At 61.5% G+C, this 21,506-nt stretch carries 23 protein-coding genes and 1 pseudogene; 14 read left to right on the plus strand and 10 right to left on the minus strand.

Translation table 11 applies throughout. The features are described 5' to 3' along the window. Positions 1-2: 2 nt before the first annotated feature. The 4 genes from ACIU1A_RS04170 to ACIU1A_RS04185 are packed head-to-tail and all read right to left on the minus strand — an operon-like array spanning position 3 to position 4,559. Complete coding sequence (locus ACIU1A_RS04170) at positions 3-1,103, minus strand: glycosyltransferase family 4 protein (RefSeq protein WP_404926681.1); 1,101 nt, start codon at positions 1,101-1,103, stop codon at positions 3-5. Beyond that, positions 1,088-2,380, minus strand: coding sequence for a TIGR04295 family B12-binding domain-containing radical SAM protein (locus ACIU1A_RS04175; RefSeq protein ID WP_140497414.1), 1,293 nt, complete (start codon positions 2,378-2,380; stop codon positions 1,088-1,090). Before ACIU1A_RS04175 ends, ACIU1A_RS04170 begins: the two co-directional genes overlap by 16 nt. Next, positions 2,377-3,456, minus strand: coding sequence for an NAD-dependent epimerase/dehydratase family protein (locus ACIU1A_RS04180; protein ID WP_140497416.1), 1,080 nt, complete (start codon positions 3,454-3,456; stop codon positions 2,377-2,379). The genes ACIU1A_RS04175 and ACIU1A_RS04180 overlap by 4 nt, the downstream gene beginning before the upstream one ends. Beyond that, positions 3,453-4,559: an NAD(P)-dependent oxidoreductase gene (locus tag ACIU1A_RS04185; RefSeq protein ID WP_140763656.1), complete on the minus strand. Its 1,107-nt coding sequence runs from the start codon at positions 4,557-4,559 to the stop codon at positions 3,453-3,455. Before ACIU1A_RS04185 ends, ACIU1A_RS04180 begins: the two co-directional genes overlap by 4 nt. Before the next feature lie 216 nt (positions 4,560-4,775). Between ACIU1A_RS04185 and ACIU1A_RS04190 the strand changes: the two genes are divergently transcribed. Beyond that, positions 4,776-5,048 (plus strand): hypothetical protein, encoded by a 273-nt coding sequence (locus tag ACIU1A_RS04190; RefSeq protein WP_224625679.1) that lies wholly within the window; start codon positions 4,776-4,778, stop codon positions 5,046-5,048. Positions 5,049-5,088: 40 nt separating this feature from the next. Here ACIU1A_RS04190 and ACIU1A_RS04195 read toward each other — a convergent pair whose 3' ends face one another. Continuing rightward, complete coding sequence (locus ACIU1A_RS04195; RefSeq protein ID WP_404926682.1) at positions 5,089-5,787, minus strand: response regulator; 699 nt, start codon at positions 5,785-5,787, stop codon at positions 5,089-5,091. A gap of 185 nt (positions 5,788-5,972) precedes the next feature. Between ACIU1A_RS04195 and ACIU1A_RS04200 the strand changes: the two are divergent. Both ACIU1A_RS04200 and ACIU1A_RS04205 read left to right on the plus strand, forming a co-directional pair. Further along, positions 5,973-9,079: pseudogene (locus ACIU1A_RS04200) on the plus strand (CheR family methyltransferase). Next, a complete protein-coding gene (locus ACIU1A_RS04205) occupies positions 9,076-9,447 on the plus strand; it encodes a response regulator (RefSeq protein WP_140515210.1) in 372 nt (123 codons plus the stop codon). Before ACIU1A_RS04200 ends, ACIU1A_RS04205 begins: the two are co-directional and overlap by 4 nt. A 404-nt stretch (positions 9,448-9,851) precedes the next feature. Here the strand turns inward: ACIU1A_RS04205 and ACIU1A_RS04210 are convergent, their stop codons facing one another. Further along, positions 9,852-11,030, minus strand: a complete 1,179-nt coding sequence (locus ACIU1A_RS04210) for a zinc-dependent alcohol dehydrogenase (protein WP_140497428.1) — start codon at positions 11,028-11,030, stop codon at positions 9,852-9,854. Between the two features lie 80 nt (positions 11,031-11,110). Next, complete coding sequence (locus tag ACIU1A_RS04215) at positions 11,111-11,896, minus strand: SDR family NAD(P)-dependent oxidoreductase (RefSeq protein ID WP_404926683.1); 786 nt, start codon at positions 11,894-11,896, stop codon at positions 11,111-11,113. On the opposite strand from ACIU1A_RS04215, the gene ACIU1A_RS04220 reads away from it, so the two are divergent. Both ACIU1A_RS04220 and ACIU1A_RS04225 read left to right on the plus strand, forming a co-directional pair. Continuing rightward, positions 11,895-12,341, plus strand: a complete 447-nt coding sequence (locus ACIU1A_RS04220) for a hypothetical protein (RefSeq protein WP_404926684.1) — start codon at positions 11,895-11,897, stop codon at positions 12,339-12,341. The genes ACIU1A_RS04215 and ACIU1A_RS04220 overlap by 2 nt on opposite strands. After that, positions 12,338-12,547, plus strand: coding sequence for a hypothetical protein (locus ACIU1A_RS04225; RefSeq protein ID WP_140497432.1), 210 nt, complete (start codon positions 12,338-12,340; stop codon positions 12,545-12,547). Before ACIU1A_RS04220 ends, ACIU1A_RS04225 begins: the two co-directional genes overlap by 4 nt. Positions 12,548-12,702: 155 nt before the next feature. Here the strand turns inward: ACIU1A_RS04225 and ACIU1A_RS04230 are convergent, their stop codons facing one another. Continuing rightward, entirely contained in the window at positions 12,703-15,036 is a 2,334-nt protein-coding gene (locus ACIU1A_RS04230; protein ID WP_404926685.1) for an FdhF/YdeP family oxidoreductase, read from the minus strand. A gap of 142 nt (positions 15,037-15,178) precedes the next feature. Between ACIU1A_RS04230 and ACIU1A_RS04235 the strand changes: the two genes are divergently transcribed. From ACIU1A_RS04235 to ACIU1A_RS04265, 7 genes are all read left to right on the plus strand, one after another. Further along, a complete protein-coding gene (locus ACIU1A_RS04235; protein ID WP_246675619.1) occupies positions 15,179-15,433 on the plus strand; it encodes a hypothetical protein in 255 nt (84 codons plus the stop codon). 34 nt (positions 15,434-15,467) lie between these two features. Continuing rightward, a complete protein-coding gene (locus tag ACIU1A_RS04240; protein WP_404926686.1) occupies positions 15,468-16,070 on the plus strand; it encodes a diguanylate cyclase in 603 nt (200 codons plus the stop codon). A 136-nt stretch (positions 16,071-16,206) separates the two neighbouring features. After that, positions 16,207-16,446 carry a hypothetical protein gene (locus ACIU1A_RS04245; RefSeq protein ID WP_140515215.1) on the plus strand — a complete coding sequence of 80 codons (240 nt, stop codon included), beginning with the start codon at positions 16,207-16,209 and terminating at the stop codon, positions 16,444-16,446. 341 nt (positions 16,447-16,787) lie between these two features. After that, positions 16,788-17,249: a hypothetical protein gene (locus ACIU1A_RS04250; RefSeq protein ID WP_404926687.1), complete on the plus strand. Its 462-nt coding sequence runs from the start codon at positions 16,788-16,790 to the stop codon at positions 17,247-17,249. Beyond that, entirely contained in the window at positions 17,246-18,466 is a 1,221-nt protein-coding gene (locus ACIU1A_RS04255; RefSeq protein ID WP_404926688.1) for an Nramp family divalent metal transporter, read from the plus strand. Before ACIU1A_RS04250 ends, ACIU1A_RS04255 begins: the two co-directional genes overlap by 4 nt. Further along, the gene (locus ACIU1A_RS04260) at positions 18,466-18,825 is read left to right on the plus strand and encodes a hypothetical protein (protein ID WP_404926689.1); all 360 of its coding nucleotides are present in this window, start codon (positions 18,466-18,468) and stop codon (positions 18,823-18,825) included. Before ACIU1A_RS04255 ends, ACIU1A_RS04260 begins: the two co-directional genes overlap by 1 nt. Then, positions 18,825-19,175, plus strand: a complete 351-nt coding sequence (locus ACIU1A_RS04265; protein ID WP_404926690.1) for a hypothetical protein — start codon at positions 18,825-18,827, stop codon at positions 19,173-19,175. The genes ACIU1A_RS04260 and ACIU1A_RS04265 overlap by 1 nt, the downstream gene beginning before the upstream one ends. Positions 19,176-19,261: 86 nt before the next feature. Here ACIU1A_RS04265 and ACIU1A_RS04270 read toward each other — a convergent pair whose 3' ends face one another. Further along, positions 19,262-19,591, minus strand: coding sequence for a hypothetical protein (locus ACIU1A_RS04270; protein WP_404926691.1), 330 nt, complete (start codon positions 19,589-19,591; stop codon positions 19,262-19,264). Positions 19,592-19,838: 247 nt separating this feature from the next. On the opposite strand from ACIU1A_RS04270, the gene ACIU1A_RS04275 reads away from it, so the two are divergent. Together ACIU1A_RS04275 and ACIU1A_RS04280 are read left to right on the plus strand one after the other, a co-directional pair. Beyond that, positions 19,839-20,585, plus strand: coding sequence for a DUF4142 domain-containing protein (locus tag ACIU1A_RS04275; protein WP_140525119.1), 747 nt, complete (start codon positions 19,839-19,841; stop codon positions 20,583-20,585). 21 nt (positions 20,586-20,606) lie between these two features. Beyond that, a complete protein-coding gene (locus ACIU1A_RS04280) occupies positions 20,607-21,200 on the plus strand; it encodes a hypothetical protein (RefSeq protein WP_404926692.1) in 594 nt (197 codons plus the stop codon). A gap of 137 nt (positions 21,201-21,337) precedes the next feature. Here ACIU1A_RS04280 and ACIU1A_RS04285 read toward each other — a convergent pair whose 3' ends face one another. Further along, positions 21,338-21,499: a hypothetical protein gene (locus tag ACIU1A_RS04285; protein WP_140497454.1), complete on the minus strand. Its 162-nt coding sequence runs from the start codon at positions 21,497-21,499 to the stop codon at positions 21,338-21,340. Positions 21,500-21,506: the final 7 nt, after the last annotated feature.

The raw sequence follows: 21,506 nt of genomic DNA on the forward strand, positions 1-21,506 counted from the left end.
GATCAGCGCTCCGCCATCGCTAGGGCCGCTTTGTCGTAGACGTCGCGCATGGCCGTTGCCTGCCTCGCCAGCGAAAACCTGCGGCTCCGGCGCAGGGCTGCCCGTCCGAGCTCCCGCCTGTGCTGCGCATCCGCGGAGAGACGGTTGATGCAGGCGGCGAGGTCGTGCGGGTCGCGCGCGTCGTAGAATAACGCGGCCCCGTCCCATAACTCGCGGTAGGTGGCGATGTCGGACAGAACCAGCGGCGTCGCCGACATGGCCGCTTCCAGCGTCGCCAGGCCGAACGGCTCGTAGAGCGATGGCGACACGAAGATTCCGGCGCGTGCCATCAGGGAGCGCATCTCATCATGCGGTAACGCTCCGAGAGCGACGGCATGGCTGAAGCCGGCGCGCTGGCCGTCCGGACCTAGCGTGGAACCGGCTGCAAAGACGGGCCATTGCGTTATCGACGCGGCCTGGTCGATCACCGTGGCGTTCTTGGCTTCGTCCCACCAGCGGGCGGCGGCGAAGACGAGCGGTTGACGTTTTTCGGCTTTCGCAATCGGGCGGGCGCCGTTGGCGACGACATTGAGACGCGCGATTTGTCCATAGCAGGTTTCGAGCATTGCGGCGTGGCTGTGGCTCGGCGCGATGACGGCGTCGGCCCTGTCGAAGCCGCGCCTGTTGCGCTGCTTCTGCCAGTCCCATGCACTGTCCACCGCCTGTCCCTTGACGGCATGGAACCATGTGACCACGCAGGAATGCGAGACCACCACGACAGGGCAGGGCGCATCGAGCCCCACTGCCTGCGTCGGCGCATTGAGATGAACGAGGTCGATGGCGTGGTCACGAATGGGCGCATGCAGCTCCCTCGGCAACGCATCGAGGTCGCTGGCATTGCGGGTCATCCAATCCGGCGGCGTGTTCAGCCAGGTCAGTGTCGCCAAGGACCGTGCTTCTTCGGCCTGTTGCGTGGATGGTTCCGGACCGAGACCGGCGAGCAAAACGCTGTCCCCGCCGTCCACGAATTCCCGCGCCAAATCAAGCGCGTACCGCCACACGCCGCCCACGGCATCGACCGTCATCAGGATGCGCCGCGAACGCGGGGTCAGTGTCCGCAACATGTCGCCTCCAGTTCCGCCAGCGGACGCGGGCGCTTCTCCTGGATGTCGCTGAATTTTTGGAACGAGGCGAGATAGTGTTCATGCGCGCGCTCCCACGCGATGTCATCGGGCTCGCCCCAAAGCTCGCGATAGCTGGGCGAACTCGGGTAAGGATAGAGAGGTACCGGCTCATTGGCCCATACGCCGTTGTCGATCAGGTGGTTTCGCCAGTAGTCGACCAGGGCAGGGTCATCTTCGACCACGCCGATCAGATTGGCCTGGACGAACGGAACATGGCGTCTTGCATCGACGAGCAGCGCGGCGAGTTCCTCCGTGCCCAGGCGGCAGCGCTTGGCCAGCATGGCCCGGCCCTCCACTGTCAGGCTTTCGAGGCCCGCTTCGATTGACACGCAACCGGCCGCGCCAAGCAATTCCAGCAGTTCGGGCTTCCACAGGTCGATGCGGGTCTGTACGCCGAATTTCACATCACGGTCGACCAGTGCCTCCAGCAAGGCTTTCTGCGGCAGGAAAATCTCGTCGATGAAGTAGATATAGCCGACACCTTGGGCGATCAGCCGGTCTATTTCCGTCACGACCGCCTCGTGATTTCGGCGGCGATAGGCATCGCGGAAATCCATCTTGGCGCAGAAGCTGCAATTGTAAGGGCAGCCGCGCGACGCCTCGACTTCCGCGCCGAACCCCACCTGGTGGTCGTCGAACCTGTGATGGTGGTGCGCGTGCGCGGCGATCCAGTCCGATGGCCATTCGAGCGGCGGATGGTCGATGAACGAACTGGCGTGGACGCCGCCGTTCGAGATCAGCCTTGCTTCGCTAAAGTAGGCGGTTGACGACACCGCACTCCAATCATCGCGCCGTGCAAGGTCGGCCACGACCTCCTCGCATTCGCCGCGCACGATGATGTCGACGCCGAGCTTGCGCAGCGTTGGCGCCGGTGTCGCCGAGCCATGCGGCCCGACCGCGACGGTGCGCCCGCCCCGCCCGGCAAGGCGGTTGAGAAAATCGGCCGGCACGCGCAATTCCGGCGGCGCGCAGCGCCAGAACAGATAGGTCGGCGCGGTGGTGACGACCGTCATTGCCGGCGCGAACTCGGCCACCCGTTCGGAAAGGCTGGAATTGTCAAGCTTCTGAAGCTGTCCGTCCAGCATCAGCACCTCATGGCCAGCCCGTTCGAGCAAGGCTTTCGAGTAGCCGAGTTCCAAGGGTAGATGCGGTTGGCGGCAGCCGAAATAGATGCTGTCGTCGTAGGTCCAGAATGGGTTGACCAACGCGATTTTCATGCGACGTACCTCTCGGCTTCGGCGTGGGGTTCGAGCCGGTGACGCTGCAACCATTCGGCGAGGTCACGGATGCCTTCTCGCCACGAAACATGCGCCGTCCAGCCAAGCGTGGTTTGCATCTTTCTCGTATCGGCGACGAAGAAGGGCTGGTCGCCCGTCCGCTCTGCCTCATAGCGGATCGACAGTGCTCGATCCGTCAGGCTGCCGATCTCGCTCAACAGCATGCGCAGGCTGAGCGCATTTTTCGGTCCGCCGCCGAGATTGAACGCCTGGCCCGTGATCGTCTCGATCCGGTCGAGCACGGCCCTGTAGGCTGCAACCGCATCGGAGACGTGCAGGATGTCGCGCACCTGCCTGCCGTCGCCGTAAATGGTTATCGGCCGCCCCGAAAGCGCGCAAAGCAGGAAGTGCGCAACCCAGCCCTGGTCCTCCGTTCCGAACTGGCGCGGGCCGTAGATGCAGCTCATCCGCAGGACCGCCGTCGGCAAGCCATAGGACTTGGCGTAGTCGAGCACGTACTGGTCGGCCGCGCCTTTGGAGCAGCCATAGGGTGTGCAAAAGTCCAGGCTGCGGCCCTCGCCGATGCCCTCGGTGCGGATCGCAGGGTCGCAGGGCACATAGCGCTCGCCCTCCGGGCGAACCGCGATGTCGGGGAGGCTGCCGTACACCTTGTTGGTGCTGGCGAAGATCACCGGGATCCGTTCGCCGCTCTGTCGCGCCGCCTCCAGGACGTTGAAAGTTCCTCTAAGGTTAATGTCGAAATCCTCGCCCGGCCGAACCAGGCTGGTGGTAACGGCGGTCTGCGCGGCCAGGTGGAATATGGCTTTCGACCCCGTGAGGGCCGAAGCCAAGGCGTTGGCGTCGCGCACATCGACGGTTTCCACGGTGAGGCGGCTTCCATGCTTGTGCGACAACCATTCAAGGTTCTGTTCGACACCAGCGCGACTGAGATTGTCGATCACCAGCACCGGCTCGCCGTCCGACAACAGGCTGTCGGCGAGATTGGACCCGATGAAGCCGCTGCCGCCGACGATGGCGACAGGTGCTTCGCGACGGTTGCGTCTACCCGGCTTCATGACACCAGCCCGCGTTCTTCGAGCTCGCGTTTCATGTCGGCGCCCCGATCGATGGCAATCGTGTTGCGCACCCAGGAAACAAAGTCGCCGAGCGAATTCTCCAATTGCCGCCCCGGCTCGAAACCGAGCAATTCACGCGCCTTGGAAATATCGGCGAAGCAGTTGCGAATGTCGCCGGAACGCGCTTTGCCGAGCAGCTCGGGTGAGCGGTCCGGCGTTCCCATGGCCTCGGCCAGCAGGCGCGCGACATCGCGGATCGCATAAGCCCGGCCGCTTCCGATGTTGATGACGTGGCCTTTTGCCTGGCGTTGCTCCAGTGCCAGGCGAAAGGCGCGGGCGACGTCACGTACATGAACGAAATCGCGCTTCTGCTGGCCATCTTCGAAGATCATCGGCCGCTTGCCGTTGGCGAGACGCGAGGCGAAGTTGGCCAGCACGCCGGTATAGGGGTTTGAAAGCGCCTGTCCGGCGCCGAAAACGTTGAACAGGCGCAGCGCCACCGCATCGACGCCGTAGGCTTCGCCGAAGATCAGCACGGCGCGTTCCTGGGCATATTTCGTCAATGCATAGATGGAGGCGAGATCGATCGGCTTTTCTTCGTCTGTCGGCAATGGCGAGAGAGGTTCGCCGTCCGCAGACAAGGGATTCCACTGTCCGCCTTTGAGATCGTTGGCCTTGCGCCGGGCGTTGCCGATGCGCCGGCCGTCGGGCGTGGCGTACAGACCTTCGCCGTAGACGCTCATCGAGGACGCGACGACGATCCGCTCGACCGGGTGCTTGATCAACACCTCGAGCAGTGTTGCAGTGCCGAGATCGTTGGCGCCGACGTAGCGGGCGATCTCGTACATGGATTGGCCGACGCCGACTTCCGCAGCCAGGTGAACCACCCCGTCGACGCCGTTCAGCGCCTTGGTGACGGCTTCGCGATCGCGCACGTCGCCCTTGATCAGTTCGGCTCCAGCGGGAAGGTTGACCGCTTCGCCTGCATGCACCTGATCCAGCAATGCATCTAGGATGCAAACCGAATAACCGTGATCGGCGAATTCTTGTGCGACGTGGCGACCAATGAAACCACAGCCCCCTGTGACCAGTATACGTTTCACGACAACTCCTCGAACTGGTGACCTCGGCGTCCCCAACTTCTCGGCAAAAGCTTTGTTCCCTGGGCATCAACAAAGTTCTCCTGGCGGTTTCATTCGACAGCAGGCGCATCGCACCGCGCGACGGGTGCTGGAACATTGCCTGCCGTGTGCTGTTAGGACGCTCAACAGTTGCCGCGGTGCGTGCGCGGCGAGAGAGCAGGTCCAAAGGAGATTTCGATGTCGCAATCGCAGACGACCACCAATCACGAGGAGATTCGCAAATGGGCCGAGGAGCGGAACGGCCGGCCGGCAGTGGTGCGAACCAAGGGCGAGGGCGGCATCCTGCGGATCGATTTCGGCGAGCCCGAGGAGGCATTCGAACCAGTCGAATGGGACGAGTTCTTTCGGATATTCGATGAGAACCGTCTGGCTTTTCTTTACCAGGCCAACACCGGCGGCGGGCAGACCAGCCGTTTCAACAAGTTCGTCGAGCGTGACCCAAAGGGCTGACCGAGGCCCGGCCGGCGATCAATCGGAAACCTGGTTCGGCTCAGTTCAGAAGCCTTGCGCCGCTGGACTTTGCCAAATCGCGCATGATGGCGTTAAGCCAGTCTTCGGTGGACTGGCCGATCCGCCTTTGGTCGATGTCACGGATCGCTCGCTCGAGCGTCCTTTCGACAAGCCGGTCGGAGGCTTCCACATCCCCCAGCAACAGACGTGCCGCAAGCCTGAGTTTGGGCAGGAGCGAAAACACGTCGTCCGGCGAACTTGGCACAAAGCCGCTCGCCGCAGCCGGGCTTTGCGGCGGGAAAAGAGCATTGAATACAGCCCCGCTGCCCGAGGATTTTCGCAGGTTGCTGGCATGCCGGAGATGTTCGGGAATGGCGATATCGCTGTCACCGCTGAAAAACACGAACGGCACGCCGCGGCGCATCAGTTCGTCCGCGATCGGAAAGACCCGTCGCCCGTTGAGGTTGACGTCGAGGATGGCAGCCTCGGCCGATTCAGTGTGCAATGATGCTTGTTCGACGGTCGCTGCCGGTCCCAGAATGATCGCACCCATATTGCTGAAATAACGGGCGAGATCTCCGGCTATCACCCATTCGTCTTCGACGATCAGAAGATGCACCCCTTGCAGATCGCGCACCTCGTCATCCTTTCTCGAGCAGTACCTGATGGAAACAGTCTCCCTCGCCAAGCCTACTGGCGTTTCGGCACGAGCCCGGCCGAAACCGTCGAGCAATTCCACGCCGCTGACTCCATGTGCGTCGGGAGCTTTGTTTCAGATGGACGTTTGGTCATTGAACACGTGAACTCCAAATTCAACGCCATCCGTGGCGACTTGTTCCGTATCTCCGCCGCGCCTATGCTTACCTGCTGTCCAGCCTGCTTCATAAGTGATTTCGCACACAGGTGCCGAAAGGGGAACTTCCAGTGACAGCCCAGTCGAAAAGATTTCCCATCGTTGGCGTCGGCGCGTCCGCCGGCGGGATTCCGGCGATGGAAGGGCTGTTCAAGGGTATGGCCGATCAGCCCGGCATGGCGTTCGTCGTCATCACTCATCTCAGCCCTAAGCGAGAGAGCCTGTTGCACGAGGTCGTCGGCCGCTACACCGAAATGCCGGTCGAAGTCGCGGCGGATGGCATGATCGTTCAACCGAACCACGTCTATGTCATGCCGCAGAACGTGACCCTGACCATCGACAAGGGAATGCTGCGCCTGCGCCGGCCCAACGGGTTCAGCCAGGAACGCAAACCCATAGACATCTTCTTCAGCGCATTAGCCGAAGACCAGGGCGAACATGCCGTCGGTGTCATCCTGTCGGGCGGAGATTCCGATGGAACGTTGGGCGCCAAGGCGATCAAGGAGCATGGCGGGCTCACCGTCGCGCAGATCTCCGATGGCTACGGACCGCGCAACCCCGATATGCCGCAGAGCGCCATCACCAGCGGACTTATCGATATAGCCGCGCCCGCCGAGGAGATCGGCACGAAGCTGCAAGCCTTCGCCCGCGGCTTCGACGCGTTAAATGGGTTGGCGGAGGAGGATAGCGTCCGCACGGCGGGTATGGAAAAGATTCTGTCCCAGATCTACGGCATCCTGCGCAGCCACTCAGGCCATGATTTCTCGGGCTACAAAACCAAGACGTTCCTGCGACGCATCAAGCGGCGCATGCAGATCGCGCAGATCCAGTCGCTCGGCGCTTACACCGAATGGCTGCAAAAGGACCCTCGCGAGGTGAAGAACCTTTTTCGCGACCTGCTGATCAACGTCACCAACTTCTTTCGCGATCCCGAGGCCTTCGAACTGCTCGAGCGAAAGATCGTACCGCAACTCTTTGAAGGCAAGACCGCCAACGACACCGTCAGGGTGTGGATTCCCGGCTGCGCCACAGGCGAGGAGGTGTTCTCCATCGGCATCCTGCTGCGCGAACATGCGGATAAGCTCCCGGTCGTTCCACGAATCCAGATATTCGCGACCGACATCGACGAACCGGCGCTGGCAGTGGCGCGGGCAGGTCGCTATCCCGAAGGCCTGCTGCAAGGACTTTCCCCCGAACGCCGCCAGCGGTTTTTTAATGGCGACGGCGATACTTACGTCATTAGCAACGAGATACGGGAGCTGTGCATCTTTTCGCCGCACAGCGTTGTTCGCGACCCGCCTTTCTCACGCATGGACTTGGTCTCGTGCCGCAACCTGCTGATCTATTTCGGCCCAGCCATTCAGAACCGGGTCGTTCCTATTTTTCATTACGCCCTGAAGCCCGGCGGATACCTTTTCCTCGGCACCTCCGAGAGCGTCGGACAGAACGACAATCTGTTCGCCACCGTCGACAAGAAACATCGTATCTTTCAGGCGCGGGAGCATGCCTCGCCGCATGTCAGGCTGCCCGCCCTGATCGGCGATAGCCGTTCAGGCGCATTCCCGCCCGAGAGCGTGGGCATGAGGAAGGGTGCCGCCGGTTACCCCCTGCGCCAGGCGGTCGAGGCGCAGGTGCTGGAGCGCTTCGCCCCCCGCATGTGCTGGTCAACGCCGAGGGCGACGTCGTCTACTACTCAGCTCGCACCGGCAAATATCTTGAAGCGCCGCAAGGCATTCCCAGCCGGCAATTGCTGACCATGGCGCGGCGTGGGCTGCGGCTCGACCTGCGCGCCGCACTGCGGGAGGCGACGTCGACGCGCCGAACCGTCGTGCGGGAAAATCTCACGGTCGAGGACGACGATGAGCGGATCCAGCCGATCAAGCTCACCATCGAGCCGCTGGCGGAACGCGACAATGGCGAGCCGCTCTATCTCGTCCTGTTCGAACCGTCGGGACCTACGCAGATCCGCACGGACGAAGGCGGCAGCCATGACAGCGACAGCACCGCCGATCTCGAGCGGGAACTGCGCGATACGAGGGAGCGCCTGCAATCGACAATCGAGGAATATGAGACCGCCCTGGAAGAGGTGAAATCGTCCAATGAGGAACTCGTCTCCGTCAACGAGGAAGCGCAATCGACCAATGAAGAACTTGAGGCCTCGAAGGAGGAAATGCAGTCGCTCAATGAGGAACTGAACACCATCAATGCCGAGTTGACGAACAAGATCGAGGAACTCGATCACGCCAACAGCGATCTGCGCAACCTGTTCGAAAGCACCGAGATCGCGACCATTTTCCTCGATCGCAATCTGGTGGTGCGGACCTTCACGCCCGCGGCTTCGTCCTTCTTCAGTCTGCGTCCCTCCGACATCGGCCGGCCGCTGACGGACCTGTCGAGCCAGCTCGAATATCCCGAGTTGAAGCAGCATATCGCCGAGGTGTTCGAGACAGGCGAGACCCTGAACCACCACCTCGCGCGCGACAGCGCCGGGCGGTTTCACATGGTCCATATCAATCCCTATCGGGACAAGGGCAGCCGGGTTCAGGGCGTGGTGGTGACACTGGTCGACGTCACCACCCTGGCTCAGGCGGAAGAGCATCAGCAGGTTCTCATCTCTGAGCTCAACCACCGGGTCAAAAACATGCTGGCGGTGATCGTCAGCATTGCGAGCCGTACGCGGGAGAAATCCGTGTCGAAGGATGAGTTCGCGGAAGCCTTGATCGGACGCTTGCATGCGATGTCGCGGGCCTATGGATTGTTGAGCCGGAAAAGCTGGAAAGAGGCCTCGGTCAGGGAACTGCTTCACCAGGAACTTGAACCGTTTGGCATTGATCGGTTCAAACTGAACGGCGAGGAGATAGAACTCGGACCGCAACAGGGTCTTTCCCTCAGCATGGCCGTGCACGAACTGGCCACCAACGCGGCCAAATATGGCGCTCTTTCCAAACCTCGTGGCAAGGTGGTGGTGATGTGGTCGATCGCTGACGGCATGTTCACGTTTACCTGGCGCGAGAAGGACGGTCCCCCTGTCAATGAACCCGTCGGCAGCGGCTTCGGCCTCACGCTGCTGCAGGGAGAGATCGGCTACAGGCTTGGCGGCCATGTTGAAACCGCTTTTCGCAAGGATGGCCTCAACGTTCAGATCGCATTTCCCGTTAACCGGAAGGAGGGGTCGTGAACGACGGACCGCGCGTCCTGGTTGTCGAGGATGAATGGCTGATCGCGGAAGACACCGCATTAGTCCTGCGTAGCGCCGGTTACCAGGTGGTCGGTCCCGCGCCTTCGGTCGCCGCGGCGCTTCGTCTCGTCGGCTCGGACAAGATCGACATGGCGTTGCTGGACATTCAGTTGAACGGTGAAACGAGCCTGCCCCTCGCGGAGACATTGCAGGCGCAGGGTGTTCCCTTCGCCCTCATGACGGGATTTGGCGCGCGCGATCTACCGGCATCCTTTCGCGACTGCAAATTCGTGCCCAAGCCGGCGACTGAAGCAGCTATCCTGGCTGCGCTGGCCGACCTGGGGTCGCTGCGCGACGTTTCGCGTTGACGGGCACTCGAAGGGCGCCACAGGATCAGTCCAAGGGCTTGTCCGTCGGTCGCGGAGTCGTGCTGGGCTGACGGGGACGACCGGCATTTCGATTGGCTGTGGGATTGTCCAGGGGAGGGGCTGAAGGGTGAGATCCTCCGGCCGTCTTCGGCGTCGGCGATTTCGCCCCTGCGTCCGTATCACCGGCGTCTCGCCTCGGGTGTGGCAAACCATCGGTGTTCGGAGACCGAATAACGGGTTTCGAGCGAGAATTCTCGTTGGCCATGGCGGCACCCTTCTTCCGAACCGAACTCAGCGGGTCAATCGCCGACACAACAGAAAGTTCCGAACTGCCAATGCCGATCGGGCGGGCGTCCAACGGATGCCGGGAATGAGACAGCTCTTGCCTCTGGAATTGCGACATCTCAGCCATGCGGCCGCATAACCACCTTGATGCAACCATCCTGCTTGTCTCGGAAGGTCTTGTAGAGGTCCGGCCCGGCTTCGAGCTCGGCTCTGTGGGTGATGACGAAGGACGGGTCGATCTCGCCATTCTGGACCTTGGCCAGAAGTGGTTCGAGATAGCGCTGGGTATGGGTTTGGCCCATTCGGAAGGTCAGCCCCTTGTTCATCGCGGCGCCGAACGGGATGTGATCGACCAGGCCGATATAGACGCCGGGAACCGAGATGGTGCCGCCCTTGCGGCAGCAATAGATCGCCTCTCGCAGCACATGCGGCCGATCGGTGCCGAGATAGACGGCGGCCTTCACCTTGTCGAGCATGGCGTCGGCGCTGGCGCCGGGGTCGGATTCAGTGCCGACGCAGTCGATGCAGCGATCCGGGCCGCGGCCGTCGGTCATCGCCATCAGTGCGTCGTAGATATTGGAATTGCTGAAGTCGAGCGTCTCGGCTTTGCCGTGTTCACGCGCCATGGCCAGCCGCTCCGGCACCTTGTCGATGGCGATGACGCGGCCGGCGCCGAGCATCCACGCGCTCTGGATGGCGAATTGGCCAACCGGGCCGCAACCCCATATCGCGACCGTATCGCCCGGCTCGATGCCGGCGTTCTCTGCCGCCATGTACCCGGTCGGGAAGATGTCGGAGAGAAACAGCACCTGTTCATCTTCCATTCCCTCCGGCACCTTAATCGGACCGACATCGGCGAACGGAACCCGCAGATATTCCGCTTGTCCGCCCCAATAGCCGCCGACAAGATGCGAATATCCGAAAAGGCCGGCCGGCGATTGCCCCATCGCTTCGGCGGCCTGTTTTGCGTTGGGATTCGAGCGGTCGCAAAGCGAAAACAGCCCGTTCTGGCAAAACCAGCACTCGCCGCAGGAAATGTTGAACGGCACCACCACCCGGTCACCCTTCTTGAACTTCGAATGGCCCTGACCAACCTCCACCACTTCGCCCATCGTCTCGTGGCCAAGCACGTCGCCCGATTTCATCGTCGGCATGTAACCGTTCATCAGGTGGAGGTCGGAGCCGCATATGGCGCAGCAGGTAACCTTGATGATCACGTCGCGGTCATCCTCGATGACGGGATCGGCCACTTGGTCGCAGCGTATGTCGCCTTTGCCGTGCCATGTAAGGGCTTTCACGATGTTGCTCCTGAGTTTCGAGGGTGCGTTTCATCGGTGAGACGCGCGTTTCTCGTGCGTGGCGCTGAAGATGCCGCCGGTCAGTCCTGGGACGCCGAGCCCGGCGCAGCCATCTCGCGGTGCTGTTCGGCCAGCGTACCCGCTGGCGTGACATGCGCAGCGGCGACCTGCAGCTTGTTCTTCCAGCCGCTGACCACCTGTTCTTCGCCAGTCATCATCGCTTCGTAGCCGGCCTTGGCAACGTCGGCCGGATTGTCCTTCTCGTCGGTGCCGACCTTGGTGTCCATCATCTCGGCGCGTTCGAAGAAGCGTGTCTGCGTGGCGCCGGGCATCAACACGGTCACCGTGACGCCGGTGTCCTGCAATTCGTGACGCAAGGCGATCGCGAAGGAATCGATGAATGCCTTGGTGCCGTTGTAGACGGCTTGGAAAGTCCCGGGCATGAAACCGGCGATCGACCCGGTGAAAAGAATGCGCCCGCGCCCGCGGCGAGCCATCTTGGCGCCGAGTTCATGCGCGAGATACACCGTTCCGGTGATATTGGTGTCGATGATGCGCCGGATCTTCCCCCAGTCCTGGTCGACGAAGCCATTGCCGAGCCCGCGTCCAGCGTTGAGAAACAGCAGGTCGATGTCACGCTCGCCAATTCGGGAGATCAGCCGATCCACGCCTTCGACGGTCGCGAGATCGGCCTCGAGGGCTTCGACTGCGATATTATGTGAGCCGAGTGCCTCGGCGGCCTGCTGGATTGCCGGTTCATCAGCCGCAACGACGAGATTGTAGCCATCCTTCGCGCAGAGTTTCGCAAGTTCCTTGCCTATGCCGCTCGAGGCGCCGGTGACCACTGCGAGTTTTGCATCCGTCATGATTTCCTCCGTCGTGCCGGCCGAACCAGCAGAGGAGATGATTGTTCCGTGGATCGGTATCGTCCGGTCGGCGCCTGTCGGGAGTCTGACTTCTGCTCTTGGCCGGGCGATGGATTTTCGGAATTCGGGCGGGAACAACCGGATGGTCCCGCAGTTCGGCGCGTGCAGGAGGAACATGATGCAACATGCTGATAAGATCGCGCTCCGGCGTGTGAAAATGCTGGTCGAGCAATATGTGCTGACCAGGAGCAGGCGATATGATTTCGTGTCGACGGAGTTGGCTTGCAGGGCCATTCGTGAGGTGATGCGCAGCCCGATCGATGATGCCGAACTGGATCGCATGTTGGCCAGAAGCGCGGCCAGGCAGGGGCTTTCGGTGCGATTCGACCGGATGGAAGCTTGGCAGGCTGCTTCGCCATCTCCCATCGAAGGAGTATCGATATGAGAGCCGTGTTGCTGATGCTGGCACTGGTCTGTCTGGCCGGGTGCAACAATCCCGATCCCGACAAATCCAAAGCGGATACGAACAGTCAGCCGGTCGACAAAAACCCCACAACCGACACGAACCCCACCCCACAAACCACCACCGGCGGAGATCAGCAAGGCACCCAACCGGCCCAGCCGGCATCCCCTAAGCCGGCTGGCGGCTAGCTACCGGCCTGGCCCACCAGGCTGGGACCGCCATAGAGCAGTTCATCGTCTGCGGAAACGGCTAACCACTCTGTGTTGTTGTTTTTGCGCAATTCCTAAGGGAAAGCGCACCACGCTTTTCCCCGGAAAGCCGTACACACTTTTCCTGGATTGCTTTAGTGGCGCGCCGAGCTTCTCGTTCTGGGTTCCCTGGCAACAATTCTGACGGGTACCGATTTGACGGCGGGGACGTGAGCCTTCTTGGCCCGGTGCCACAGAGGAACCAGGGGATTGAGTTCCGGATAATAACCGGCGCAGTTGCCTTCGGGCACGGAGTAGGGGGTGATGCGCAAACCTCGAACCCGCCGCTCCACGCCATCGTCGGCATGGGTTTCCAGATCGATTTCCTGCCCGGCGCTCAATCCGAACCGCTGAATGTCGGCCTCGTTCATCAACAGGACCATGCGTGTGCCGTGTATGCCGCGCAGTCTGTCATTGTACCCATAGACGGTGGTATTGAACTGGTCATTGGAGCGCACCGTTATCAGCGTCAGCACATTGTGACCCGAAACATCGATGTCCGGGTCTGTTTCAAGCGTCGTCGGCAGCTTGAAATTGGCTTTCTTGTTCGGCGTCTCCCAGACCCGTTTCGAGGCCTTGATATCGCGGTGAAAGCCTCCCGGCGTCAGGAACCGCTTGTTGAACTCACGAAAATGCTGCGGGTAACAACGCTCGATCTCATCGCGGATAAGGGAATAATCGGCGACCCATTTATCCCACGGGATCGAACTCACCCCCGATACGGTGGCCTTGGCCAGTTCCGCCACGATCTTCGGTTCGGAAAGCAGATGCGGTGAAGCCGGCGGACGCGAACCGAAGGAGCCGTGGATACAGGCGGTGGAGTCCTCCATTGAAACGGTCTGGTCACCGCTCGCCTGATGGTCCCTTTCCAGCCGCGACAGGCAGGGCAGCAGATAGGTCACCGCCCCTGGCAGGAGATGGCTGCGGTTGAGCTTGGTGGCGACTTCGACATGCAGCCCAAGCCGACGCCATGCTTTCTCGATCAGGCCGGTTTCGGGAACGGCGCGAACGAAATTGCCGCCGAGCCCGATGAAGCCGTTCACCGAGCCGGCGATGACGCCCTCGCAGGCCTCGACCGTGTCGAGACCCTTCTCGCGTGGCGGCTCGAAATCATAGAACCGGGCGAACTTGTCGAGCGGGACGAGCTCGGGCTTTTCGGATATGCCGACAGTGCGCTGGCCCTGGACATTGGAATGGCCACGCAGCGGTGAAATGCCGGCGCCGGGCTTTCCCATGTTGCCGCGCATGAGCAGCAGGTTGCATAGCATCTGGACGTTCTCGGTACCGTGCCGGTGCTGTGTCAAACCCATGCCGTAATTGCCGATCACCGCATTGGAGCGGCTGTAGACCTCGGCAACATGTTCGAGATCCGCCTGCGCAATTCCCGAGCGCCTGACGATGTCCTCCCACCTGGCGGCCCGCAGGTAAGCTTCGAATTCGGCAAAACCATCCGTGTGCTCGGCAATGAAATCGACGTCGAGGACACGCGGATCCCCGTGTTCCCGTGCCGCGTCGTCGAGCGCCAGCACCGCCTTGGCGATGCCGGTCATGGCGGCGATATCGCCGCCGCTGCGGACCTGGAAGAAGTCGCTGGACATCTTCGTGCCGGGGCCCGGCGACAGCATCTCAAGGGGATCTTGCGGATTCTTGAAGCGCTTCAGCCCCCTTTCCGGCAAGGGATTGAAGGTGAACACCGGCACCCCACGTTGACGAGCCTCTTGCAGCGGATGCAGCAGCCGCGGCGCCGTCACCCCGGTGTTGTGGCCAAAAAAGAACATCATGTCGCACTGGGAGAAGTCCTCGAGCTGCACGGTTCCAACCGGCGAGCCGATCGATTCGGGCAGCCCGACCGATGTCGATTCGTGGCACATGTTGGAAGAATCGGGCAGGTTCGATGAGCCATAGATACGCGCAAAGAGCTGATACATGAACGAAGCCTCCAGCGAGGCCCGGCCGGATGTGTAGAAGACGACCGATTTCGGATCGAGCCGGCGCAGCTCCATGCCGATCTCGAGGAATGCGTCATCCCAGGAAGCCGGTTCATAGCGGTCGGTGACGGCATTGTAGCGCAGGGGATCCGTAAGCCTGCCCTGTTTTTCGAGCTCACGATCCGGCCAGTCGAGCAGTTCGGTGACCGTATGTCGTGCGAAGAAATCCGGGCCGCAACGCAGCTTCGTCTGATCCCACATGGTCGCCTTCGCGCCATTTTCGCAGAACTCGAAGGGCCGCGGATCGGCCGGCTTGGCCCATGAACAGGAAACGCACATGTAGCCATCGGCCTTGTTCTGCTTGAGCAGCGTGCTCCATATGCCCGACATCAGCAGGCCTTCGCCGTATGCCTTGCGGACCAATGACCTCAGGGATCCCCATCCGCCCGTGGGATGGTTGTATTTTTTTGTTTCGATACGGTCGGTTACGGCAGGTTTCATCGAGATCGTCCTTGAAGAACCAATACCGAACCTCGCCCGTCACCGATTGTTCCCGCGGCTCCGTGCAGGGTTGGCGTCGAATCTTGCGTGTCGAAGCCGACGCGACCGAGGAGCGATCGCGGCTGGTTGTGGAACTATTTTCGTGATCGGCTGTTCGGCTTGGGAAGGGAGCCTGGCAATGGTGCGACGCAATGCAGTGCTTTCGCTCGTGATAGCCGCCATCATCATCATCGGCTTCCTCATAGGATTTCTCTATGCCGACATGGGCTGGCATACCTCGCCACTGAAGCGGGCGCCTGAACAGAACCGGGGCGGTAACGCGCCGACGGATACTTCGCCAGCCGCGGGTGTCCGGAAAAATCCCCAGGAAAACACCGAAATGCCGGGGCAGCAGTAGCGACCTCGAACGGGATCCCGCGCGAAAGGATGTCATGCTGTCAGATCCTACCGTGCTGATCTTGATGTATTTCCTGCTGCCGGTCTGGTTGGCCGCCGGATTTGCCGACTGGATCTGCCATCGCGCCTCTCACATCGAATCGACGACAGGCGCCAAGGAGTCGTTGATCCACCTTCTGATGTTCGCCGAGGTCGGAATACCTTTGCTGGCCGCCATGTTTCTTGACGTGAATGCTCTCATCATTCTCATCATGATCGTCACCTTCTTCGTCCACGAGGCGACAGCGATGTGGGACGTCAGCTACGCCACCACCGCCCGCACCGTCACGCCGATCGAGCAGCACGTTCACAGCTTCCTGGAGATGATCCCGCTGATGGGGCTGGTCAGCGTCATTTCCCTCCACTGGGGACAGTTCCTCGCCTTGTTCGGGGCAGGGACGGAAACCGCGCGCTTCGAACTTGTCTGGAAATCGCAGCAGCTGCCGGTGATCTACATTGCCTGCGTGATGGCCGTGATCCTGCTTTTCGAACTGCTTCCCTATCTGGAAGAGCTCGTCAGGGGATTGCGGGCCAATGCCGGGAAACTGATCCCGTCGAAGGCCAGGCGAGGGGATCCGGGCCAGACGACATGGCGTTGACACGGATCGCGCGGCAGCACCCCTCCAGCCGCCGGCGTCGGATATCCCGCCGGTCCGCAATGCCAGCATCCTTGTGCGGAACATTTCTGCTGGGCTGGCCATTGGGCGAGCGGGCATGGCAGCGATGGGGAGTGCGATGATGGGATTTCTATCCGACCTCGACAAGAAACTGACGGACAATGTCTACGAACATGGCAGCCAGCTCACCGATTCCGCCGCGGATCTCCCGCAGACGGTCGGCGAAATTGTCGAACGGCTGATGCCTTTCGTCCAACCTGAGGCGCGCGAGACGGTCAAGGCTCAGATTCTGGGCCTGATCCACGAGTACAAAGCCGAGCGCACCCGGAGCGCCGCCGAGCAGGATCATCCAGACTGAACTACCCGTTCTGGTCTATCGCGTGAGGCGCCGGCTGGCTGCCGCCCCCGCTGCCCGATGTATCGCGACCGAACCATATCCAAGCCGCGACAAGCACAATCACCACAATGGCTATCCAGGCAATGAGACGGGGCATTGAGGGATCCTTCCCTGCCAGTCGATCATTTGGGGGCGCGACGATCAGGATGGAAATCGAACCGCCCCGCCGCCTCCTCGTTAATCCGGCTACCGATCCTTTGTTCCGCTCGCGCTGGTCCCTGCCTCGGTTGACGGGGAGGGCGGGCGCGCTAGATCAAAACTTGCGCCGAACATGGTTCTCGTTGGTGGGGGAGGTCATTCGTGTGGCGGATCCAACGCCGGCTCTAACCCTTAGCAGCTATCGCCTTGGCCGCAACAGCGCGTGCCTGCTGTTGCTCATGGCCATGTCGACCGCGTGCTCGTCCTCGGACCAGATCGAACAGCAATCCCGAACTGCCGCCTCGACGGCGCAGACCGTATCAATGACGCTTGATGCCTGGGCGGCGGGAGCGGCCCCCTCCGCGTACGCTTCTGGCACGCTGCACTCGGCCAGCACCACGCTGGCCGATATCGACGCGAAGATCCGATCGGCCACAACGGCTGAACCTGCCGAGCAGGCTGCGTTGGCGGCGGCGGTCAAGGACCTGTCGATCGCGGTGGACCGCGCCCGGGCGGGAGTGCAAGCGGACCGCCGCCCGCAAGTGCAGGAGGCTCAAGAAGATATTCGGACGGCCACGCGCTCCCTGGCCGCCGCTTACTTCAGATATTTCGCGCCGAAGCCATGAAGAAGCTCTTGGAAATATCGCTGGGCATCGTCACCAGTGTTGGCGGCTTCCTGGAAGTCGGATCGATGGCGACGGCAGCCCAGGCAGGCGCGACCTTCGGGTTTCAGCTGATCTGGGCGGTGGTTCTCGGCACCATTTGCATCATTTTTCTGGTCGAGATGGCCGGCCGGTTTGCCGCCGTGAGCCATCACACGATCTCCGACGGGATCCGGGAACGATTTGGCTTTAACGCTTCACTATGGCCATTGCTTGCCGCCCTGCTGGTCAATTTCATGGTGCTGTCCGCCGAGATTGGCGGTGTTGCGATCGCGCTCGAACTTGCCACCGGCATTGGCTTCCAATGGTGGGCTTTACCCGTGGCTTTAATGGCATGGCTGTTGCTGTGGAAAGGCACGTTCGGGCTCATCGAGAAAGGCGTGTCGATACTCGGCCTCGTGACGCTGTGCTTCGTGGTCGCAGCGGTGATGCTGAGGCCCGATTGGACAGCTGTCGCGTCCGGCGCGGTGCCTACACTGCCGGCCCACGACGCGGCGAATTACTGGTACATGGCGGTCAGCATTCTTGGCGCTTCGATATCGCCTTACCTGTTCATGTTCTATTCCTCGGGGGCTATCGAGGACCAGTGGGACAGAAGCTATCTCGGAACCAATCGGGCCATCGCCGGTCTGGGCATGGCGTTTGGCGGCACCATTTCGATCGGCGTCTTGATGGTGGCCGCGCTCGTGCTTGCAACGCACGGCATCGATCAGGTCGACGACTATCATCAATTACCATTGATGCTGATCCCGATATTCGGCTTCTGGGGCTTCGTCCTGTTCGTTGCCTCGCTCGCCATCGCTTGCTTCGGCGCCGCACTCGAGGTTGGGCTGCAACAGGCTTATCTGGTGGCGCAAGGGTTTGGATGGAACTGGGGCGAAAACCTCAAGCCACGCGACGATCCCGGCTTCAGTGCCGTCTACACGGTATCATTGTTTCTGGCCGCCATCCCCATCATGCTTGGCCTGGATCCGCTGAAGCTCACCATTTTTTCCATGGCGCTGACCGCCGCCAGCCTGCCGCTGACGGTAATTCCTTTCCTTTTTCTGCTGAACGACAAGCGCTATGTCGGCGAGCACCGCAACGGCATCGTCTCGAATGCCGCGGTGATCTTCATCATCGGGCTTGGTTTCGTGCTCGCCGTGGTGACCATTCCCCTGCAGATATTCGGAGGCACGTGATGGATTTGCTGCGCGACATCCTCGACAAGCAGATCGTCGACCGCGAGCAGGTCAAGATCGGCAAGATCGACGGGCTGGTGGCCGAGTTGCGACCGGGCAAGCCGCCGAGGATCGTCGCGGTCGAGCTCGGATCCGTCACCTTGGCGCGTCGCCTCGGCGTGCGGCCAGGGCGTTGGATGACGCAGCTCGCGGCAGCGTGGGGCGGCAAACGCCATGGCAAGCCGCACCGGATCGCCTGGAACAAGGTCCAGGACATAGGCGTCGACATCCAGTTCGATATCGATGTGCGCGAAACCTCGATCTTCGCCTGGCAGGACTGGCTGCGCGATCATATTATCGGACGCATTCCTGGAGCTTGATGATGTCCACCGTCAACCTCGAACATCTGGCCGGGCGACGCGTTCTCTCGCGGCAAGGCGAAAGCATCGGCTATATCGAGGAGATACGAGCCGAACCGGCCGGCGACGACTTCGTCGTTACTGAATTCCATGTCGGTATCTACGCCGCTTTCGAGCGTCTCTCGGCCTCGACTATCGGCACGGCGGTGCTGGATTTCTTCCGGCTGCGCCGTCGCGACGGCCTGTACCGTATTCCCTGGGACAAGCTCGACATCTCCGATCCTGCACGGCCGCGACTTCTGTGTTCGACAACGGAACTTTCCGGCATGAAGGGCGCCCCCGAATTTCATCCACGAGGGAGGCAGGATTGATGACGACCGGGCCCGACGGCCGCGCGAAAAGTGCTCGATCTCAGCCAAGGGTTGTCTGACGCTGTCTGCACTCAGGATGATGCGCCTTACCGCAGCAGGCTGGCTGCCAGGAACACCGCGGCCGCTATCAGCACGACGGCCGCAATCACCATTAGCGGCCAGTTGCTGCGGGGCTGCAGTTCGGGCTCGTTCTCCACCGGCCGCATCGCGTTGGCGAAGCTGGCATCGTTTTCGAATTTTGGCCGGCGAGAACGTTGCGGACCTGCTTCAGTGACCGGGTTCTGCGTGTCCGCCGCCTCGGCGTCGGTCTCGAACGGGGCAACGGCAGGATCGAATCCGGGCGTTTTGTCCCGTGTGGCTCCGGCCTGAATTTCGCCCCGGGCTGCGGCAGGTGTGGAATTTGAAATCTTGGCCATGAACTCTCCTCGGAACCCAATTCGGCAAGTTCGCTCGGTCGACAGATTGACGCTCATGGGTCGCATTTAAAATCAAATCTCGCAGCCGCCGATTTGTTCCGCGCCGCGGTCCCGATGTTGAAGGTCTCCTGGCCGGCTGTGGGGCCTGTCCGAAGGCGCTTGCAGCGCATCGCACGGCGCCGGAACAAAGCCCATCCTGGCTTGTTAGGGCGCATCGTAAGTTCGCGCATCGACAAGGACAAAGCCAATGAAAACGCGACACCTTCTTGCCTCGCTCGCCGCTGCTTCCATGCTTATCGCAATGCCTGCTTTGGCTGCTGCCGACAGCGCCCAGGATTTCGTCGACAAGGCCGCCGTCGGCGGCAAGTTCGAAGTCGACTCAAGCAAGATTGCCCAGGACAAGGCCCAGGATCAAAGCATCAAGAATTTCGCGCAGACGATGATCCGGGACCACGGCGCGGCCAACGCCAAGCTGGAAACAATTGCCGGCGAACAGAAGTTGAAGATGCCGACGGCGCTCGATGCGCAGCACCAGGCGGATCTGGATAAGCTCCAGAACGCACAGCCGCCAATCGATCCGGCCTATGTGGACATGCAGCGCAAGGCGCACGCCGATGCCGTCAATCTGTTTGAAAGCTACGCCCGCGACGGCGACAACGCGGCCCTCAAGACATTCGCCCAGCAGACGGTCGATACGTTGAAGATGCATCGGCAGATGATCGAAAAGATCGCCGCCGGCCAGGACTCCATCACGGGAGCGACAACGCCCGCTGTGAAAACCACGAACACGCCCAATGCCGCGGCCCTGGTGCCCGGCGCAAACAGTTTCACCGAGACCCAGGCAAAGAGCCGCATCGAGGATGCCGGCTATTCCAATGTGTCGAAGCTTGCCAAGGACGATCAAGGCATCTGGCGCGGCCAGGCGACCAAGTCAGGCCAAAGTGTCGCCGTCGGGCTCGACTATCAGGGCAACGTCGTCGCCGACAGCAAATGAGCCCGATCAGGAGATATCAAAATGAAAACCGTAACTGCACTGTTCGACAACTATGACGACGCAGCCGACGCGGTCGGCGAACTGGAAGCGTCCGGAGTGCCACATTCCGATATCAGCATCATCGCCAACAACTCGGATGGCTGGTACGAGAGAGATCGTTCCGAAGCCGCTGAAGATGCCGCGAGCGGCGCAGGGATAGGGGCCGTGGTCGGTGGCGCCGGCGGTTTGCTGACGGGGTTGGGCGTCATGGCCGTTCCGGGCGTCGGACCTGTGGTTGCGGCCGGATGGCTTGCCGCTACCGCCACCGGGGTGGTTGCCGGCGCGGTGGCTGGTGGTGCGGCGGGCGGTATCATTGGCGCTCTGACGGATTCGGGCGTTTCCGAAAACGATGCAAATGTCTATGCCGAGGGCGTACGTCGTGGCGGTACCCTGGTGACGGCCAAGGTGGACGATGGGCTTGTTCCGGAAGCCGAGGACATTCTGGGTCAGTCCAGCTCGGTTGACGTAATGGAACGCCGCAGGGCTTACGAGGCGGATGGCTGGACCGGCTTTGACGTCAACGCGGGCGACTATGTCCCTGAGCGCGACGGCGGCAGGGCAATAAACCGGCCCTGAAGAACAAGCCTGCCAGGGCGGCGGGGCACTTTGCAGCCAGGCCGGCGTGGGTGCCTCGCCCGAAATTGATCTTCGGGACATGTGCGAGGGATGTTTGGACCGCTGATTAAGTTTGCTGTGGGCCACGGTAGCTACAATCAATCCTTGTCCTGATGATAGAGCCGATCGGTGGCTCGATCGCTTTCTCTGCGTTCTGCGGGACCGCGGCGACGTCGGGTGACAATGACGTAGGCCAGCAATACGAGCAGCAACAATGGCCCGCCGGCGACGACGATCAACCACATGACGCTTTCAAACATGGGACGT

The organism is Mesorhizobium maamorense (assembly GCF_044998965.1).
Taxonomy (GTDB): domain Bacteria; phylum Pseudomonadota; class Alphaproteobacteria; order Rhizobiales; family Rhizobiaceae; genus Mesorhizobium.